This window comes from Actinomycetota bacterium, from assembly GCA_041658565.1.
GTDB lineage: Bacteria > Actinomycetota > AC-67 > AC-67 > AC-67 > JBAZZY01.
In genome coordinates this window covers 298,690-314,144 of sequence record JBAZZY010000001.1, presented here as the reverse complement: position 1 = coordinate 314,144, position 15,455 = coordinate 298,690, and the positions used below count along the sequence as shown (strand labels likewise).

General features: G+C 65.9%; 18 protein-coding genes and 1 riboswitch. Of the genes, 17 read left to right on the top strand and 1 reads right to left on the bottom strand.

The window, feature by feature from the left end:
* Positions 1-70: 70 nt before the first annotated feature.
* From WDA27_01645 to WDA27_01620, 6 genes are all read left to right on the top strand, one after another.
* Positions 71-952 (top strand): complex I NDUFA9 subunit family protein, encoded by an 882-nt coding sequence (locus WDA27_01645; GenBank protein MFA5889649.1) that lies wholly within the window; start codon positions 71-73, stop codon positions 950-952.
* 62 nt (positions 953-1,014) lie between these two features.
* A riboswitch (TPP riboswitch) is annotated at positions 1,015-1,128 on the top strand.
* A complete protein-coding gene (locus WDA27_01640; protein ID MFA5889648.1) occupies positions 1,117-1,920 on the top strand; it encodes a thiazole synthase in 804 nt (267 codons plus the stop codon). Its footprint overlaps the riboswitch before it by 12 nt.
* The gene (thiH, locus tag WDA27_01635; GenBank protein MFA5889647.1) at positions 1,917-3,053 is read left to right on the top strand and encodes a 2-iminoacetate synthase ThiH; all 1,137 of its coding nucleotides are present in this window, start codon (positions 1,917-1,919) and stop codon (positions 3,051-3,053) included. Before WDA27_01640 ends, thiH begins: the two co-directional genes overlap by 4 nt.
* A gap of 1 nt (position 3,054) precedes the next feature.
* Positions 3,055-3,264 (top strand): sulfur carrier protein ThiS, encoded by a 210-nt coding sequence (thiS, locus tag WDA27_01630; protein MFA5889646.1) that lies wholly within the window; start codon positions 3,055-3,057, stop codon positions 3,262-3,264.
* Positions 3,261-3,896 carry a thiamine phosphate synthase gene (gene thiE / locus WDA27_01625; GenBank protein MFA5889645.1) on the top strand — a complete coding sequence of 212 codons (636 nt, stop codon included), beginning with the start codon at positions 3,261-3,263 and terminating at the stop codon, positions 3,894-3,896. Before thiS ends, thiE begins: the two co-directional genes overlap by 4 nt.
* Before the next feature lie 9 nt (positions 3,897-3,905).
* Positions 3,906-4,418, top strand: a complete 513-nt coding sequence (locus WDA27_01620) for an MGMT family protein (protein ID MFA5889644.1) — start codon at positions 3,906-3,908, stop codon at positions 4,416-4,418.
* Between the two features lie 52 nt (positions 4,419-4,470).
* Here WDA27_01620 and WDA27_01615 read toward each other — a convergent pair whose 3' ends face one another.
* The gene (locus WDA27_01615) at positions 4,471-5,664 is read right to left on the bottom strand and encodes an ATP-binding protein (protein ID MFA5889643.1); all 1,194 of its coding nucleotides are present in this window, start codon (positions 5,662-5,664) and stop codon (positions 4,471-4,473) included.
* A 184-nt stretch (positions 5,665-5,848) separates the two neighbouring features.
* Between WDA27_01615 and WDA27_01610 the strand changes: the two genes are divergently transcribed.
* The 11 genes from WDA27_01610 (at position 5,849) to WDA27_01560 (ending at position 15,366) form a co-directional block, all read left to right on the top strand.
* Entirely contained in the window at positions 5,849-6,136 is a 288-nt protein-coding gene (locus tag WDA27_01610) for a DUF6504 family protein (protein MFA5889642.1), read from the top strand.
* Positions 6,137-6,142: 6 nt separating this feature from the next.
* Positions 6,143-9,514 (top strand): DNA polymerase III subunit alpha, encoded by a 3,372-nt coding sequence (locus tag WDA27_01605; GenBank protein ID MFA5889641.1) that lies wholly within the window; start codon positions 6,143-6,145, stop codon positions 9,512-9,514.
* Positions 9,515-9,521: 7 nt separating this feature from the next.
* Positions 9,522-10,742, top strand: a complete 1,221-nt coding sequence (gene dinB / locus WDA27_01600) for a DNA polymerase IV (GenBank protein ID MFA5889640.1) — start codon at positions 9,522-9,524, stop codon at positions 10,740-10,742.
* Positions 10,739-11,518, top strand: a complete 780-nt coding sequence (locus tag WDA27_01595; protein ID MFA5889639.1) for an enoyl-CoA hydratase-related protein — start codon at positions 10,739-10,741, stop codon at positions 11,516-11,518. The genes dinB and WDA27_01595 overlap by 4 nt, the downstream gene beginning before the upstream one ends.
* Before the next feature lie 54 nt (positions 11,519-11,572).
* Positions 11,573-11,971, top strand: coding sequence for a DUF3040 domain-containing protein (locus WDA27_01590; protein MFA5889638.1), 399 nt, complete (start codon positions 11,573-11,575; stop codon positions 11,969-11,971).
* A gap of 127 nt (positions 11,972-12,098) precedes the next feature.
* Complete coding sequence (locus tag WDA27_01585; protein MFA5889637.1) at positions 12,099-12,617, top strand: MerR family transcriptional regulator; 519 nt, start codon at positions 12,099-12,101, stop codon at positions 12,615-12,617.
* Between the two features lie 81 nt (positions 12,618-12,698).
* Positions 12,699-13,226 (top strand): HNH endonuclease, encoded by a 528-nt coding sequence (locus WDA27_01580; protein ID MFA5889636.1) that lies wholly within the window; start codon positions 12,699-12,701, stop codon positions 13,224-13,226.
* 168 nt (positions 13,227-13,394) lie between these two features.
* On the top strand, positions 13,395-13,826 hold the full coding sequence (gene mraZ, locus WDA27_01575) for a division/cell wall cluster transcriptional repressor MraZ (protein MFA5889635.1): 432 nt from the start codon (positions 13,395-13,397) through the stop codon (positions 13,824-13,826).
* A 14-nt stretch (positions 13,827-13,840) separates the two neighbouring features.
* Positions 13,841-14,008 (top strand): hypothetical protein, encoded by a 168-nt coding sequence (locus tag WDA27_01570; GenBank protein ID MFA5889634.1) that lies wholly within the window; start codon positions 13,841-13,843, stop codon positions 14,006-14,008.
* A 12-nt stretch (positions 14,009-14,020) separates the two neighbouring features.
* Entirely contained in the window at positions 14,021-14,968 is a 948-nt protein-coding gene (rsmH, locus tag WDA27_01565; protein ID MFA5889633.1) for a 16S rRNA (cytosine(1402)-N(4))-methyltransferase RsmH, read from the top strand.
* Entirely contained in the window at positions 14,965-15,366 is a 402-nt protein-coding gene (locus WDA27_01560) for a hypothetical protein (protein ID MFA5889632.1), read from the top strand. The genes rsmH and WDA27_01560 overlap by 4 nt, the downstream gene beginning before the upstream one ends.
* Positions 15,367-15,455: the final 89 nt, after the last annotated feature.

Sequence of the window (15,455 nt, the reverse complement as noted above, 5' to 3'; positions counted from 1 at the left end):
GTACGTCTCGCTTTGAGGGTTGACGCGCACGGGGGCGCACCCGAGGGAAGGCGTCGCATAGACTTCAGCTATGAAGGTCCTGGTGACGGGCGCGACCGGCTTTGTTGGTCGCGGGATCATCCCGGCCTTGCTGGATGCCGGGCACTCGGTGCGGGCGCTGGCGCGCGGCGTGCGCGATGGGACGCTCCCAGGTGAAGTGGATGTCGTCCGGGGCAGCGTTGCCGACCGGGCGCAGGTGCGTGTGGTGGCTGAGGGAATGGACGCGTGCGTGCACTTGGTCGCCGTGATCGTGCCGCGCGCAGAGCAGACGTTCGAAAACGTCAACGTGCTTGGAACCCAGAACCTTGTTAGCGCGTGCGCCGAAGCCGGAGTCCGCCGGTTCGTGCACTTGTCGGCGTTGGGGGCGGCGCCCGACGACCGTTTCCCCTATCTGCGCTCGAAGTGGCAGGGAGAGGAGGCCGTCCGAGGCAGCAGCATGGACTGGACGGTTCTTCGTCCGAGTGCGCTGTTCGGCCCGGAGGCGGGATTCTTCAGGCCGATTGTGTGGACCTTGCGGTGGATGCCGGTATACCCGCTCCCCAAGGGCGGCCGGACGCGGTTTCAGCCGTTGGCCGTCGAGGACCTTGCGGCGTGCGTCGTGCGCGCGCTGGACGGGGCGTGCATGGGCGAGTCGGTTGACCTCGGGGGGCCGGATGTCATGGACTTCCGCGCGATCGTGGAAGTAGTGATGGAGGCTCTGGGCAGACGGCGCAGGCTGGTGAGCATTCCTCTATTTGCAGCTCGTCCGTTTGCGTTCATGCAGGGTCTCCGACGTGAGCCGCTGGTGACCAACCAGCAGCTGGACATGGTTGTACTCGACAACACCTGCGACCTCGATTCTGCCGCGCGCGCTTTCGGAGTCACGCCCCGCAGAATGCGCGAGACCGATTTGCGGTGGCTCGCGCGGCTCTGAGATCTGCCGTCGCGGGAGCCGGAGAGGACGGCCGCGCCGCGCGCGCGGCCGCGGAATACAATAGGCCGCGAACGGGGAGCTCGGGCGAACCGGGCTGAGAGGCCGCTGAGAACCGCGGCGACCCACAGAACCTGATCCGGACAATGCCGGCGGAGGGAGAACGAATGCGCAACGGTGCCTGCTCGAAGGATCGGCTGACGATTGCCGGCCGTGAGTTCGGGTCGCGTCTGATTACCGGAACGGGGAAGTTCTCCGGCGGCGAGATCATGCGGGACGCCTTGGACGCAACCGGCACCGAGATGGTGACCGTGGCGCTGCGGCGCGTGGACTTGGACGCAACCGGCGGTCCCGACATCCTGGAGTTCGTAGATCAGGACCGATACCTGATTCTCCCCAACACTTCGGGGGCCATCGATGCGGACGAGGCTGTCCGCTTGGCGAAGCTGGCGCGCGCAATGGGGCTGCCGGCGTGGGTGAAGTTGGAGGTCACTCCCGATCCGCGCTACCTGCTGCCCGACCCGATCGAAACCTTGCGCGCGGCCGAGCGTTTGGTCGCCGATGGATTCACGGTGCTGCCGTACATCAATGCGGATCCGGTTTTGGCAAAGCGATGTGAGGAGGCCGGCTGCGCGACGGTCATGCCGCTCGGCTCGTGGATCGGTTCGAACCAGGGGCTGCGGTCGCGCGACGCCGTGCGGATAATCGTGGAGCAGTCCGGTGTTCCGGTCGTCGTTGACGCCGGACTCGGCGCACCGTCGCACGCCGCCGAGGCGATGGAGATGGGCGTGGACGCGGTCCTGGTGAACACGGCGATCGCCGTTGCGCGCGATCCCGTCGGGATGGCTCAGGCGTTCCGCGGTGCCGTCATCGCCGGTCGAGAAGCGTATCTTGCGGGTCTTGCACCGACGCGCGCGGGGGCGGAGGCATCGAGCCCGCTGACCGGATTCCTCGACCGCGTGCGGCAGTGAGCTTCCTCGAGGTCCTGGAAGCGACGCCGATCACCGAGTTGGCTTCGTTCGCGATGACGGCGAGAGATGCGGACGTCGATCGTGCGCTCGCAAAGCGGGCCGGCGATCGAGATCTGTGGGACTTCGCGGCTCTCATAGGGCCGGTGGCCGGCGCGCGCCTGGAGGAGATTGCGCGGGCTTCGCATGACCTGACCGAGCGGCGCTTCGGAAAGACCGTACACATGTATGCGCCGCTGTATTTGTCGAACGAGTGCTTGTCCACGTGCACGTACTGCGGATTCGCGCGAACGTTGGATGTTCCCCGACGCACGCTCAGCATCGCCGAGGCGACGGCCGAGGCGCAGTTCCTTCACGCCCAGGGGTTTCGTCACATTCTGCTGCTCACGGGAGAGAACCAGAAGTTCACGGGCGTGGACTTCTTGGTTGAGCACATCACTGCCGTCCGTGAGATCATGCCGCAGATCTCGGTTGAGGTACAGGTGTGGTCCGAGGAGCAATACGCGCGCTTGATGGACGCCGGATGCAACGGTGTCGTGATCTACCAGGAGACCTACGACCGCGAGACCTACCGCGCGTTCCACGTCCTTGGGAAGAAACGCAAGTACGACTGGCGGTTGGAGGCTCCCGAGCGCGCGGCGCGCGCGGGCGCGCGCCGCGTGGGGATCGGGGCGCTGCTCGGCTTGCACGAACCGTGGCGCGAGGATGCGGTCGCGGTCGCCGCGCACGCGCTGCACATGCTCAAGGTGGCATGGCGCACCGAACTCACCGTCAGCATGCCGCGAATCCGTCCCAGTTCCAGTGAGTATTCGCCGAAGGAGCCGATCACCGACCGGGAGTTCGCGCAGACTTTGTGTGCATTCCGCCTGTTGCTGCCGGATGCGGGTTTGGTGATGAGCACGCGCGAGGGCGGGGAGTTCCGCGATCATCTGGTGCCGCTGGGGATTACGCACACCAGCGCGGGGTCGCATACCGACCCCGGCGGGTACTCAACGCCGGACGCTTCGGGTTCACAGTTCGAAGTCGACGACACTCGTTCGGCCGCCGAGGTCGCGGCCACCTTGCGCGCGATGGGATACGAAGTTGTATGGAAGGACTGGGACGCCTCGATGCGCGCCCCACTCGCCGTGGTGTGAGATGCCGGTGAGGATCGTCGCGAACGGAAAGCCGCGCGAAGTGGAATCGGGTGAGACCGTCGCCGACCTGCTGGCCGCCTTCGGATGGAAGTCGGAGTGGGTCGTGGTCGAAGTCAACGGCGAGCCGTTGGAGCGCGCGCGCTACGCGAGCGTGTACCTGGTCGACGGGGATCGGCTCGAAATCGTGCGCGCCGTCGCGGGAGGAGCATGACCGCCGACGCGCGCCGTGCGCGCTTGCGGGATGCCCGGCTGTACCTGTGCGTCGGGATCCGCGAGGACCTCGCAGTGTTCCTCGACGAAGTTCTCGGCGCGGGAGTGGACATCGTGCAATTGCGTGACAAGCACGCCGATGCGGCGGCGCAGTTGCGCGCGGCGGAGGTGTTTCGCGCAGCGTGCGACCGGCATGGTGCGCTGTTTATCGTCAACGATCGCGCGGATCTGGCCGTCGTCGCCGGCGCAGACGGCGTTCACGTCGGTCAGGACGATTTGCCGCCGGAGCACGCGCGGTCGCTGGTGGGGCCCGAACTTCTCGTCGGACGCTCGACTCACACCGCGTCCGAAGTGCGTGTCGCGAGCGTCGAGCCGGTCGACTACATCGGTGTCGGACCGGTGCGGGCGACGCCGACGAAGCCCGGGCGGCCGGGTGTCGGGCTCGAGCTTGTGCGCGTTGCCGCGGCCGAGTCGACATATCCGTTCTTCGTCACCGGAGGCATGGATGCGGAGTCGCTTCCAGAGGTTCTGGCGGCGGGCGCGCGCGGGGTTGTTGTCGTGCGCGCGATCACCGAAGCGGTTGACCCTGCCGCGGCCGTTCGCGGCCTGCGCGCGGTCCTGGGCGCGCGCTAGCATTCGGGGGTGGCTGCCAAGGTGGATTCGAAGGCCTTTCGGTACGCGGCGATCGAGACGCTCCTCGGGCCGGGGTGGTTCGCCTACGGCGACGATGGCGTCGTCATCGTCGAAACGGGGTCGGAGGCGGTGTTCTTGCGCGCAGCGACTCGCGCACTCGGCGCGCGGCCCAAGCGCGATGACCCGGGAGCGGCGTTCATCCGGCGCGTGCGCGTGGCGATGCAAAACGGGGATGGCTCCGTTGTCGACTGGTCGGTCATGCGCCCCTTCGCGCGCGCAGTCCTGAAAGCTACATCTGCGATTCCGCGTGGTTCAGTGTGCAGCTATGCGGAGATTGCCGAAGCGATCGGTCGGCCACGTGCGGCGCGCGCCGTAGGAACGGCGCTTGCGCGCAATCCTGTTCCGCTGCTTGTCCCGTGCCATCGCGTCGTGCGGTCCGACGGTTCGCTGGGGGAGTACGGGATGGGGGGCGCGCGCGCGAAGCGGTGTCTGTTGGCCGCCGAGGGCGCGGTTAGCGACTGAGCGTTGCTTCACCCGAATCCGTGCATGGGGCCCGGGAGCGTTCGGCCGGGGGTCAGTGCTCGCGGCGCAGTCGCAACGTAAATGTTGCCCCGTTCCCCGGACGGCTGTGAACCCCGATGGTGGCGCCCATACCGGCGCACTGTTGCCGGGCGAGGTAGAGCCCTACCCCCAAACCGCGTGATTGACTCCCGATGCGGAAGAACCGCTCGAATATGCGTTCCTGCAAATCTTGCGGGATGCCCACGCCGCGGTCGGTTACCTGGATGACGATAGCGTCCTCGTCGAGGAAAGCGCGCAGACTGATGGGGCTTCCGGTGGGTGAGAACTTGCGAGCGTTGCCGAGCAGATTCGCAACGATCTGGTGTAGATGAAGGGCATCGGCCATGGCGCGCGGCAGATCGGATTCGACGGTGACGGATACCGGATGCTCCTCGTCTCCTTGTTCGTCGGCGGCTTCGCGAAGGATCAGATCGACGGCGACGGGCTCGATTGCGACCGTCATGGTTCCGTGGTCGATTTGGGTCACGTCGATCATGTCGGTGATCATGCGCTCCAGACGCCCGCCGGCTCTGCGGATGCGCCGTCCGATCTCGGCGACGGTTGCGGAGTCCAGGCGGTCGGCCTGCTGGGCGAGTGTGAATCCGAAGCCGGTGATCGAGGTCAAGGGCGTGCGCAACTCGTGGCGCACGACCGACAAGAAGTCGCGGGTCAATTGCTCGGCTTGACGCTCGAGGTCTACTCGTTGGCGTTCGATGGCTTGCGCGGTTCCGATCGCGGCGGCGACGACGGGAGCCAGCGAAAGCAGATGCGCGCGCTCCTGGGGTGAAAAGGCGTCCTCGCGGTGCGAGTCAAGTTGCATCACGCCGATCACCTCGCCGGCCCTGGATAGGGGAAGGACGAGGTATGTGCGCGCGCTCCTGGCGCCGTTCGCGTGTACGCGAGGATCACGGGAGATGTCGGGGATGTAGAGCGGTTCGTTGTCTGCAGCGACGATCCCCGTCATTCCCTCGCCGATCGGAATGTGGACGATGGGGGCATCTTCGGTCGATGGCGGATCGGATGCGGTGCTCACCAGCATTCCGTCTTGGACGAGTTGGATCCCGATGCCGGACGGGCGCGCGATGCTGCGCACGCCGGCGAAGGTGCGCGCGAGCACTTCTGAGAGGTCCAGGGCCGAGGTGATGTCGGCGATCGCCTCAATCAGCGGTTCCTCGGTGAGGGTCTCCGCCTTTCGTGCGGTATCCATGTGGCCCAGTAGATCGAATCGCCTCGGGTGGGTCCATGCTGAAATCGGGGGGTTTTCCAGGAAGATGGGACGGTTCCTTGTAACTGCTTGACGCGCGCGCGACCGGCGGCGTATCGTTCAGGACTCGAACATATGTTCGAGTCTACAAGGGGGCCGGCACGCCGCTGGGTGGCCGGGCATATCGATGTCCAAGCGTTACGCAGATCCCATCGAGGTCGAGTCATCCGAAGGGTCACCGACGGCATTTCGATGGCGTGGCGCCCATTACCGGGTGCGCGCGGTGTCGCACAAATGGCGCGAGGCCGGCGGTTGGTGGGAGGTTCCGGACGCGACCGACAAGCCCTGGGCCGGCGGGCGCGCGCGCGAGGTCGTGCGGGTGACGGCGGTGCGCTCCGGCGGTTCCGACGGCATGTACGAACTGGCGCGCGACATGCGCACCGGGATCTGGTCGATGCTTCGCGTTTGGGACTGATCTGTCGTGACGTCTCCGTTTGCTCATCTTTCCGTCCGCTCCGTGTACTCGCTGCGCGAAGGTGCGATTCGTTTGGACGAACTCGCTGCGCGTACGCGCGACCTCGGCATGAATGCGGTCGCGTTGACCGATCGCGATTCACTCGCCGGCGCTGTGCGCTTCACGCAAGCGTGTGCGGCGTACGACATCAAACCGATCTACGGCGCGCGTCTGACGACCGCGCACGACGAAGCGGTTGCGCGCGAGGATCGCTTCGTCGTCACGATGCTCGCACGCGATCGCAAAGGGTACGAGAACCTCTGCCGCATCCTTACCGCCGCGCACCATCGTGGTGAGCGCGCAGATCCGTGCGCGACGGTAGAGGATCTGCGCGCGCACTCCGACGGGCTCTTCTGCATGCTCGGGCCCGAGAGTGACGCCGGGCGTCTGATCGCGCGCCGTTCCGTCGACGGTGCGCGCGACTGCGTGCGCGACTGGCTCGAGATCTTTGGGTTCCGGCGGTTGCTGGTGGAAGTCCGCAACCGGCTCGAGCCGGGAGACGATGTGATTGCCGCGCGCGCGGCGGCTTTCGCCGAGGATCTGCGATTGCGCGCGGTTGCGACGACGGGCGCGCGCGCTCTCACTCCGGCCGACGCGTTCCTCGGCGACGTGCTCGACGCGATGCGCAAACTCGTTCCTCTCTCTGAGCATCATCGCGACAACTCCAACTACGAAGCGACGTTGAAGAGCCCGCGAGAGATGGCGGCGTTGTTCGGCGACCGGCCCGGCTTGCTCGCCGAAGCCGCGCGCGTGGCCGAGGAGTGCGACTTCACGCTGGAACTCGGTCGCGTGCAGGTGCCGTCGTATCCGATGCCGCGCGGCTTGCCGCAGCGTTCGCTGAATGAACTGCTCGCAAGGAACTGTTTCGAGGGCATCGCGCGCCGCGGAATGCGCGAGTCGCCGCGGTTGCGCGCGACGCTGGATGCCGAGTTGCGGATGTGCGCGCGCCTGGGCTTCGCCGGGTACTTCCTCACCGTCGCCGACATCGTGCGCCGCATCAAGCAGATGGGGATTCGCAGCGCATGTCGCGGGTCGGCCGCAGGCAGCCTGATTTGCTACCTCACCGGGATCAGCGAGGTGGATCCGATCGAGCACAACTTGGTGTTCGAGCGATTCATGAATCCCTATCGCTCGAACGAACTTCCCGACATCGACCTTGACGTAGAGAGCGCGCGCCGCGAGGAGGTCTACCGCGACATCCTGCGCACGTTCCGGCCCGAAAGAGTCGCGTGCGTTGCGATGGTGGACACTTACCGCGCGCGCGGCGGGATCCGCGAAGTCGGCAAAGCGCTTGGCCTGCCCGAGAGCGAGGTCGGTCTCATCGCGAAGTCCTTCCCGCACATCTCCGCCTCGGGCATCCATGCTGCGCTCGAACGCCTTCCCGAACTGAAGCGATCGTCGCTGCGCGCGGGACAGATGGAGTTGTTGTTCAACGTGGTCGAACGACTCGCGGGATTTCCTAGGCATTTGGCGCTGCATCCCTCGGGAATCCTTATCGCGCCCGACGATTTGCTGACGCGCACTCCAATGGAGCGTTCCGCGAACGGGTTTCGGATGTCTCAGTTCGACAAGGACGATGTCGAAGCGCTCGGGTTGCTCAAACTCGACGTGATCGGCATCCGAATGTTGTCCTCGATGACCATGGCGGTCGCGGAGGTGAAACGAACGAGCGACGAGGACGTCGACCTCGATGCGATACCTCGCGAGGATCCCGAAGCGTTCGATCTCATTCGTTCTTCGCGCACGGTCGGCTGTTTTCAGATCGAGTCGCCGGGCCAGCGTGAGTTGCTCGGAAAACTGCAGCCGGAACGTTGGAGAGACTTGATCGTCGAGATCTCGCTGTTTCGTCCCGGCCCGGTGCAAAGCGACATGATCGGCCCGTATCTCGCGCGCCGTCACGGATGGGCGCGTCCGGTGTACGCGCATCCCTCCTTGCGCGCGTGCTTGGCGGAGACCTTCGGCGTCGTGGTGTACCACGAGCAGGTGATGCGCGCGATCGCAGCGGCGACCGGAGAGGATCTCGGAAAGGCCGACCAAGTCCGGCGCGAACTGGCGCGCGAGGACCGCCTGCCCGCGCTTCGCGAGTGGTTCTTCGAGCGCGCGCGCGCCAACGGATGGCGCGAAGGCGAGATCGAGCCTGTGTGGCACCAGGTGTCTTCGTTCGCCGCATTCGGGTTCTGCAAGGCGCACGCGGCAGCTTTCGCGGTGCCGACCTATCAATCGGCGTGGTTGAAGGCGCATCATCCGGCGGCGTTTACCGTCGGAGTGCTGACGCACGAACCAGGGATGTATCCCCGCAGGGTGATCCTGGACGACGCGCGCCGCCACGGTGTCGAGGTCCAGCCTCTGGACGTTGGTGCGTCCGCACGCGAATACACGGTAGAGCGCGCAGGCAGTGCGTGGGGAGTGCGGATAGGTCTGATGCACGTCGAAGGAATCAACGATGCCGAGATCGCGTCGATCCTGCAAGCGCGCAGCGAGCGAGAGTTCACCGGCGTGGTCGACTTTTGCCGGCGGACATCGGTGTCGCGACCCGTGGTGGAGGCGCTAATCCACGCCGGCGCGCTCGACGCCTTCGGTGGACGCCGTGACCTGTTGCTGCACGTGGCGGGGCTGTGGGAGGGGAGTAGGCCGAGACCCGAACCGACGCAGCAGGAGTTTGTCTTGCGGGAGCCGGTGACCTCGTGGGGGTTGCGTCCGTACACCGACGTCGAAAAGGTGCGCGCAGAACTCGAAGTGACCGGCATGGACTCAAGCCGTCACGTGATCTCGTTCTACCGTCCGACGCTCGCGAGCCTCGGGGTGACTGCCGCGCGCGACCTTCTCGACTGCCGCCAGGACGAGCGCGTGATGATCGCCGGCGTCAAGGTGGCTTCCCAGACCCCGGCGGTCCGTTCAGGGCAGCGCATCATCTTTCTCACCCTGGACGACGGCACCGGACTGACCGACACGGCGGTGTTCGAAAGCGTCCAGGAGCAGTGCGCGTGGACGATCTTTCACTCGTGGCTGTTGGTGGTGCGCGGACGGGTTCGCCGCACCGGCGCGCGCGGGGTCTCGATCACCTGCGAGCGCGCCTGGGATTTAGCCGCGCTCGCGCGCGAGCATCGTGACGGATCGCTCGACGCTGCAGCGCTGTGGACCGAAGGCGTAGCCGAGATCGAGGCGGCCGATGCCGAGCGGCGCAGAAGCGCGCGCGCGCGTGGCCGCAGGCCCGAACCGGTGCCGCGCGCGCCTGCCCCGCGCGCGATTCCGATGCCGGCGCGCACCCCTGCCGATTCCCCTGCGGCGACGGCGCCGCGCAAGCTCTGGCATGCCAGCGGAGGCTCCGCGGGAGCATGATGGGGATATGGAGCGCCCGAGCGAACGGATCTTGCACGTGGACATGGATGCCTTCTACGCGTCTGCCGCCGTTCGGGAAGACCCCTCGCTCACGGGCAAGCCGGTTGCTGTCGGTGGTGGGGGACCTCGCAGTGTGATCACCAGCGCCTCGTACGAGGCGCGCGCCTTCGGAGTGCGTTCGGCGATGCCGGCGATGCGCGCGCGGCGTCTGTGCCCGGACTTAGTGATCGTCCCGCCCGACTTCGCGCTCTATCGCCGGGAGTCCAAGGCGATTCATGAGATCTTTCTGTCCTTCACGCCACTGGTCGAGTCGGCGTCCATGGACGAGGCTTTCCTCGACGTCGCAGGATCCCAGAGATTGTTCGGTGAGCCCGTTCAGGTCGCAGCGCGCGTGCGCGCGCGCGTCCGAAAGGAGCGTCGCCTAGCCTGCTCCGTCGGGGTCGCGTCCAACAAACTGCTGGCAAAGATTGCAAGCCGTCGCGCTAAGCCCGACGGAATCGTCCACGTTCCTTGCGACCGAGTGCGTGAGTTCCTCGACCCCTTGCCCGTCACCGAGTTGTGGGGTGTCGGAGAGCAGACTGCCGCTGCGCTCGACCGGTTGGGTGTGCGCTTCGTCTCGGACCTGTTGGCACTGCCCGACGGTGTGCTCGAGCGTGCGTTCGGCCATTCTCCCGCGGCGCACCTGTTGCGAATGGCGAGTGGCGAGGACGATCGGCCGGTCGTGCCGCATGAACCGTCCAAACAGGTCTCCGCGGAACAGACCTTCGGCCGCGATCTGGACGCACCCGAGGACGTGCGAAGAGAGCTGCTCCGGCTGGCCGACAAGGTCTCCGGTCGTCTGCGCGCCACGGGAGTCTCGGCGCGAACGGTGACCATCAAAGTTCGCTTCTCGGATTTCCGAACTGTGACTCGCTCGCGTACGCTTCCGGCCCCAACCGACGTGGCGGCGAGGTTGTACGAGGCTGCGCGTGAGCTGTACGAGGAGATGCGCCTGCACCGTGCCCGAATCCGACTGCTCGGAGTTGCCGCGACCGGCCTGGTGACCGGTCACGGACCCGAGCAGCTCCGATTAGGTGAACGTCCGGACCGGTGGCGAGAAGCAGACGCGGCGATGGATCGACTTCGTGGTCGCTACGGTCGTGACGCGGTTGAACGCGCAGCCGTATCCGAGCCGCGGCCGCGTCGGTTCCCTCAAGGGCCGGGAGAGCAAGGAGGGGAGAGAACGTGAGTCGGAAAGTTCGATATGAGATAAACGGTCGCGTTGCGGTCGTGACGATCGACCGTCCCGAGGTGCGCAACGCCATGGACGCCGAAGTGTTCGAAGGACTCCTGGACGCCGGACGAAGGGCGGGCGCCGACGAGGACGTGCGCGCCGTCGTTGTGACCGGCAATGGGCCTGCTTTCTCAAGTGGAATCGACACGACGATATTCACCCAGGGGGGAAATTCCGACCCAGGGACAATCGACATCGCCGCGTTGCAGCGATCCTTCTCGGTCTTCGAGGAGATTCCGAAGCCCGTCATCGCTGCCGTGGGCGGGCCGGCGTTCGGCGCAGGGCTTCAACTGGCCATTGCGTGCGACTTCCGGGTCGCGGGGGCGGATGCGGAGTTCAGCGTGATGGAGGTCCGATGGGGCTTGATTCCCGACCTCGGGGGAACGGTTCGTTTGCCTCGTCTAATCGGTCTGGGTAGGGCGAAGGACCTCGCCATGACCGCGCGACGCGTGGGGGCGGCCGAGGCTGCGGCCATCGGACTGGCGGAGCGAGCATCTCTCGCCGGCGAGCACTTGTCCGTCGCCATTGATTGGGCCGCCGACCTCGCGGCGGGTCCGCCGTTGGCCATCGCCGCGATCAAACGACTCGCCAACCAGTCGTTCGACGTCTCGGTGTCGACGGGGTTGGACCGTGAGGTGCAGGCCCAGCGTTCCATCCTGTTCTCCGCCGACTTCGCGGAGGCCGTCATGGCTCGCGTGCAGAAGCGCGCGCCCGATTTCCATGGGCGCTAATTCCGTCTCTTGTTCGGCCATCGCACGCCAACCTATAATTAAGGCTTGAGGCAGGTGGGAGAGTCGTTGACGATGCCGCTTTCGGATCACGAACAAAGGATTCTCGACGAGATCGAGCGCAGGCTCGTCGCAGAGGACCCAAAGTTCGCACGAACTACCGCGGTCGCAACGCCGCGGGGCGTAGCCGTGCGGCGCGTCAAGCGTGCGGCCTACGGGTTCGGCGTCGGCCTCTTGTTGTTGCTTGTGGGGCTGCTCGCCGGTCTCGGCGGTGCTGACTGGCTGCTGGCATTCGGTCTCTTGGGTTTCGCGGTCATGCTTGCGTCGGTCGTCGCGTTTGCGCGTGCGTCGAAGGACATCGGGGGACTGAGCGGCGGCGGAGCCGACGCGCTGAAGTGGTTCGGCAAGGCGGAAGAGCACTGGCGCAAGCGCTTCGAGCGCGGCGATGGGCGCTGAACGACACAATCGCGATACTTTCTTGAGAAATCCGTCATCCGCGTCTTGCACTGATGTACCTGTGTGCCGTAGAACATGACCCTTCCCCTCTTGGCGGACGGACCCTTCTTCCAACGCGTGAGGACCTATGTCAGAGGATGGTTTTAGCTCTTTCCAGACCGCTCGTTTCACAGGCATCACCGGGAACCAACTGCGCTACTGGGACAAGATCGGGCTCGTCAGCCCGTCGGTTCGTTCGACGGGTGGCCGCTCCGGAGTTCGACGTGCGTATTCCTTCCGCGACCTGGTCGCGCTGAAGGTTGTGAAGTCGCTGCTCGACGGCGGTATGTCGCTGCAGCGTGTTCGCCGTGCTTTCGAATTCCTGCGCGACCATGCTCACTTCGACGCGCAGTTGTCCGAAGTGAAGCTGGTGACCGACGGTCGCAGCATCTTCAAGATATGCAAGGACGACGGGGAGATCCTCGACGCGCTGCGTCATGGTCAGATGACGTTCTTCGTCGCGATAGACCGTCTCGCCGGGGATCTCAACGGCAGCGTTAGCGAATTCCAGCGCGACCGGGACCAGTTCATTCGTGCGCTGCGCATGGCTGAGAACGACTTGCGAGACGAAATGGAACCCACGCGTCGCCGTCGTCGCCGGGCGTAGTCCTTCCGTAGCGCGCGCGCCACCGCGTCGGTCGGTCCTTTATACTCGGGACAACCATGCGGAAGCGTGGGGAGGACCCCGTTGGGGAGAGCACTTGTTCTCAACGCAACCTACGAGCCTCTGTGCGTCGTTAGCGCGAGGCGGGCGTTGGTGCTCGTCCTCAAGCACAAGGCTGAGCTTGTTCACGAAGACGGAGGGGCGTTTCACTCCGAGCATATGACGGTCCCCATACCGTCGGTCGTGCGACTCAAGTACTTCGTCAAGGTGCCCTATCGGGCACGCGCCACCCTTTCGCGTCGCGCTGTGTTCGTGCGAGACGGCTTCCGCTGTCAGTACTGCGGTGAACCGGCGGAGAACGTCGACCACGTGTTCCCTCGATCCCTCGGGGGTCCGCACACCTGGGAGAACGTGGTGGCGTCGTGCCGGTCCTGCAATGCCCGAAAAGAGAATCGCTTGCCCCACGAGGTGGGGATGCGTTTGCGATGCAAGCCGGGGGCACCGCGAGAAACGGTGTGGATCATCGTCGCGGTGGGTCGGATCGACCCGAAATGGGAGCCGTACCTGACTTCGATCACGCGCGAACTCTCGCTTCACGGCGCGCGCGCCTGACTCCGCATCCGGCGGGACTCCCTTGTGCTTTTTTGCCCCATTCTCCCCAGATGCAACAACAAGCAACAATCTTGATCTAGAGTGACCAAGATCCCTCTTCCAAGTGCGTTGACATCGTTCCCGCCGGTGGCGTAGAGTGGCGCCAAGTGGTGGAAGGTAGAGGGAAAAGTGTTCCTGGGGGAGTACCAGCACTCGCTTGACGCAAAAGGCAGGGTCATCCTGCCTTCTCGGTTTCGCGCCGAGCTTGCGGCCGGTTGTGTCATCACCAAGGGACGCAACGGTTGTCTTTCGGTGTTCCCGACGAGCGAGTGGGCGACGGTGGCCAAGAAGTTGAGCGAACTGCCGCTTTCGAGCCAGCAGGCCCGCGATGCCGCGCGAGTCATCTTCTCAGGGGCAATCGAACAAGTTCCGGACCGGCAGGGGCGGGTCCTGATTCCGGAGCAGTTGCGGGCGTATGCGGGTCTTGATCGGGATGTGACGGTCTCGGGCGTGGGTTCCCGACTCGAGGTCTGGGACGCCGAGCGGTGGCGGCAGCACATGGCGCCGGCCGAGCGCGAGTTCTCCGAGATCGCGGACGCGCACCCGGACCTGCCCTTCTGACAGGAGCGGAGACGATGCAGGCAGCACAGCAGATCGGCGCGGTGGCCAGGGTCGCAGAGGACAGTTGGGCTCCGGTTCGCGAGCTCAAAGACAGCATCTATCTGCTCGCGCTTACTGCTTCGAGCCTTGGGATCTACCTCGGCCTTGGTGCCGTCGTCGTCCGGCTGGTCGCGTCCAGGTGAAAGGCGTGATGCGTGCGTGAATTCCATGTCCCGGTCCTTCAAGCGCAGGCGGTGGCCTATGCGGTGCCCGAACCAGGCGAACGCGTCTGTGTCGACTGCACGTTGGGCGCAGGCGGGCATGCGGAAGCCCTCCTCCGGGCCATGGGGCCCGCTGGCCGGTTGCTCGGAATCGATAGGGACCCAGAGGCGCTCCGCTTGGCGGGAGAGCGCTTAGCGGAGTTCGGGGATCGGGTTCGACTGGTACACGGGAACTTCGAGGACTTGGGGGAGCTGGTGGCGCAGAACGGGTGGGGAAGGACCGACGCGGTGGTCTACGACTTCGGCGTGTCCTCCATGCACCTCGATCGGCCGGAGCGTGGCTTTTCCTACCAGCACGATGCGCCGCTTGACATGCGAATGGACACGACGCAGCAAGTTTCCGCTCGCTCGATCGTGAACGAGTACTCCGAGCGCGAGATCAGCCGAATCATTTGGACTTACGGAGAGGACCGCTGGGCGGCTCGGATCGCCAAGTTCATCGTCGCGGCCCGGCAGCGCGCTCCACTTGAGACTACCGACCAACTCGTCGAAGCGATTCTGGCAGCCATCCCCCAAGCGGCGCGCCGGGGAGGGCCGCATCCGGCGCGCCGCACCTTCCAAGCGTTGCGCATCGCCGTCAATCGAGAACTTGAGGCAATCGAGACTTCCCTGCCGCAGGCGGTCGACGTGCTTGCACCAGGCGGGCGTCTCGTCGCACTGTCCTACCACTCGCTGGAGGACCGCATCGTGAAGCGGGCTCTGCGAGCCGAGGCCGGCGCCGAGTCGCCCCGCCTGCGGATTCTTACCAAGAAGCCGGTCCGTCCCGAGGACGAAGAGGTTGCGCGGAATCCGCGCGCGTCTGCGGGACGCCTGCGCGCTGCAGAGCGTCTTGCTGCGCGGCCCGAATCGACAGGACCGTTCGGGGGAGGGAGTGCTGCATGACTCCTACTTCGCGGTCCGCACTTAGCCCCAGGCGACCGGTCCCGGCGCCGGAGCGGCCACGTCACCTCGAAGTGGTGCGTGGCCGCCCGGTGCCGGGCCGGCGCCCCCCTTCGTGGTTCGTCGTCCTGACCCTCGCGGCTACCGGTCTCTCGTTGTTTGCCCTGATCAGCGCCCAGGTGCTGCTTGGGCAGGCCTCGATCACTGAATCGCGGCTGAGCGGCCAACTGGCGGTCAAGCAGGCTCGGATGCAGTCACTTGATCTGGAAGTGGCCCGCCTCGGCGCTCCCGGAACGGTCGCGGCGCGCGCGCGCAAGCTTGGGATGGTTCCCGCAACGGACGTGGTGGTGCTGGACCGAAACGGTGTGCGGACCGGGCGTCCCGCCGGTGACCGCCGGTAGGGGGAGGGTTCCGTTGGCGGCAGTAAGACGCGGGCGGGGCAGGAACGGGGCGCGTCGTGCGGGAAGCCGCTCGACAACGCGGTTGGTCT

What these genes read in the sequence shown, in the direction of transcription:
- thiS (MFA5889646.1), top strand. Translation starts at nt 3,055, where the DNA reads ATGCCGGTGAGGATCGTCGCGAACGGAAAGCCGCGCGAAGTGGAATCG.
- WDA27_01610 (MFA5889642.1), top strand. Translation starts at nt 5,849, where the DNA reads ATGTCCAAGCGTTACGCAGATCCCATCGAGGTCGAGTCATCCGAAGGG.
- WDA27_01560 (MFA5889632.1), top strand. Translation starts at nt 14,965, where the DNA reads ATGACTCCTACTTCGCGGTCCGCACTTAGCCCCAGGCGACCGGTCCCG.
- thiE (MFA5889645.1), top strand. Translation starts at nt 3,261, where the DNA reads ATGACCGCCGACGCGCGCCGTGCGCGCTTGCGGGATGCCCGGCTGTAC.
- dinB (MFA5889640.1), top strand. Translation starts at nt 9,522, where the DNA reads ATGGAGCGCCCGAGCGAACGGATCTTGCACGTGGACATGGATGCCTTC.
- WDA27_01570 (MFA5889634.1), top strand. Translation starts at nt 13,841, where the DNA reads ATGCAGGCAGCACAGCAGATCGGCGCGGTGGCCAGGGTCGCAGAGGAC.
- WDA27_01585 (MFA5889637.1), top strand. Translation starts at nt 12,099, where the DNA reads ATGTCAGAGGATGGTTTTAGCTCTTTCCAGACCGCTCGTTTCACAGGC.
- WDA27_01615 (MFA5889643.1), bottom strand. Translation starts at nt 5,664, where the DNA reads ATGGATACCGCACGAAAGGCGGAGACCCTCACCGAGGAACCGCTGATT.
- WDA27_01645 (MFA5889649.1), top strand. Translation starts at nt 71, where the DNA reads ATGAAGGTCCTGGTGACGGGCGCGACCGGCTTTGTTGGTCGCGGGATC.
- WDA27_01640 (MFA5889648.1), top strand. Translation starts at nt 1,117, where the DNA reads ATGCGCAACGGTGCCTGCTCGAAGGATCGGCTGACGATTGCCGGCCGT.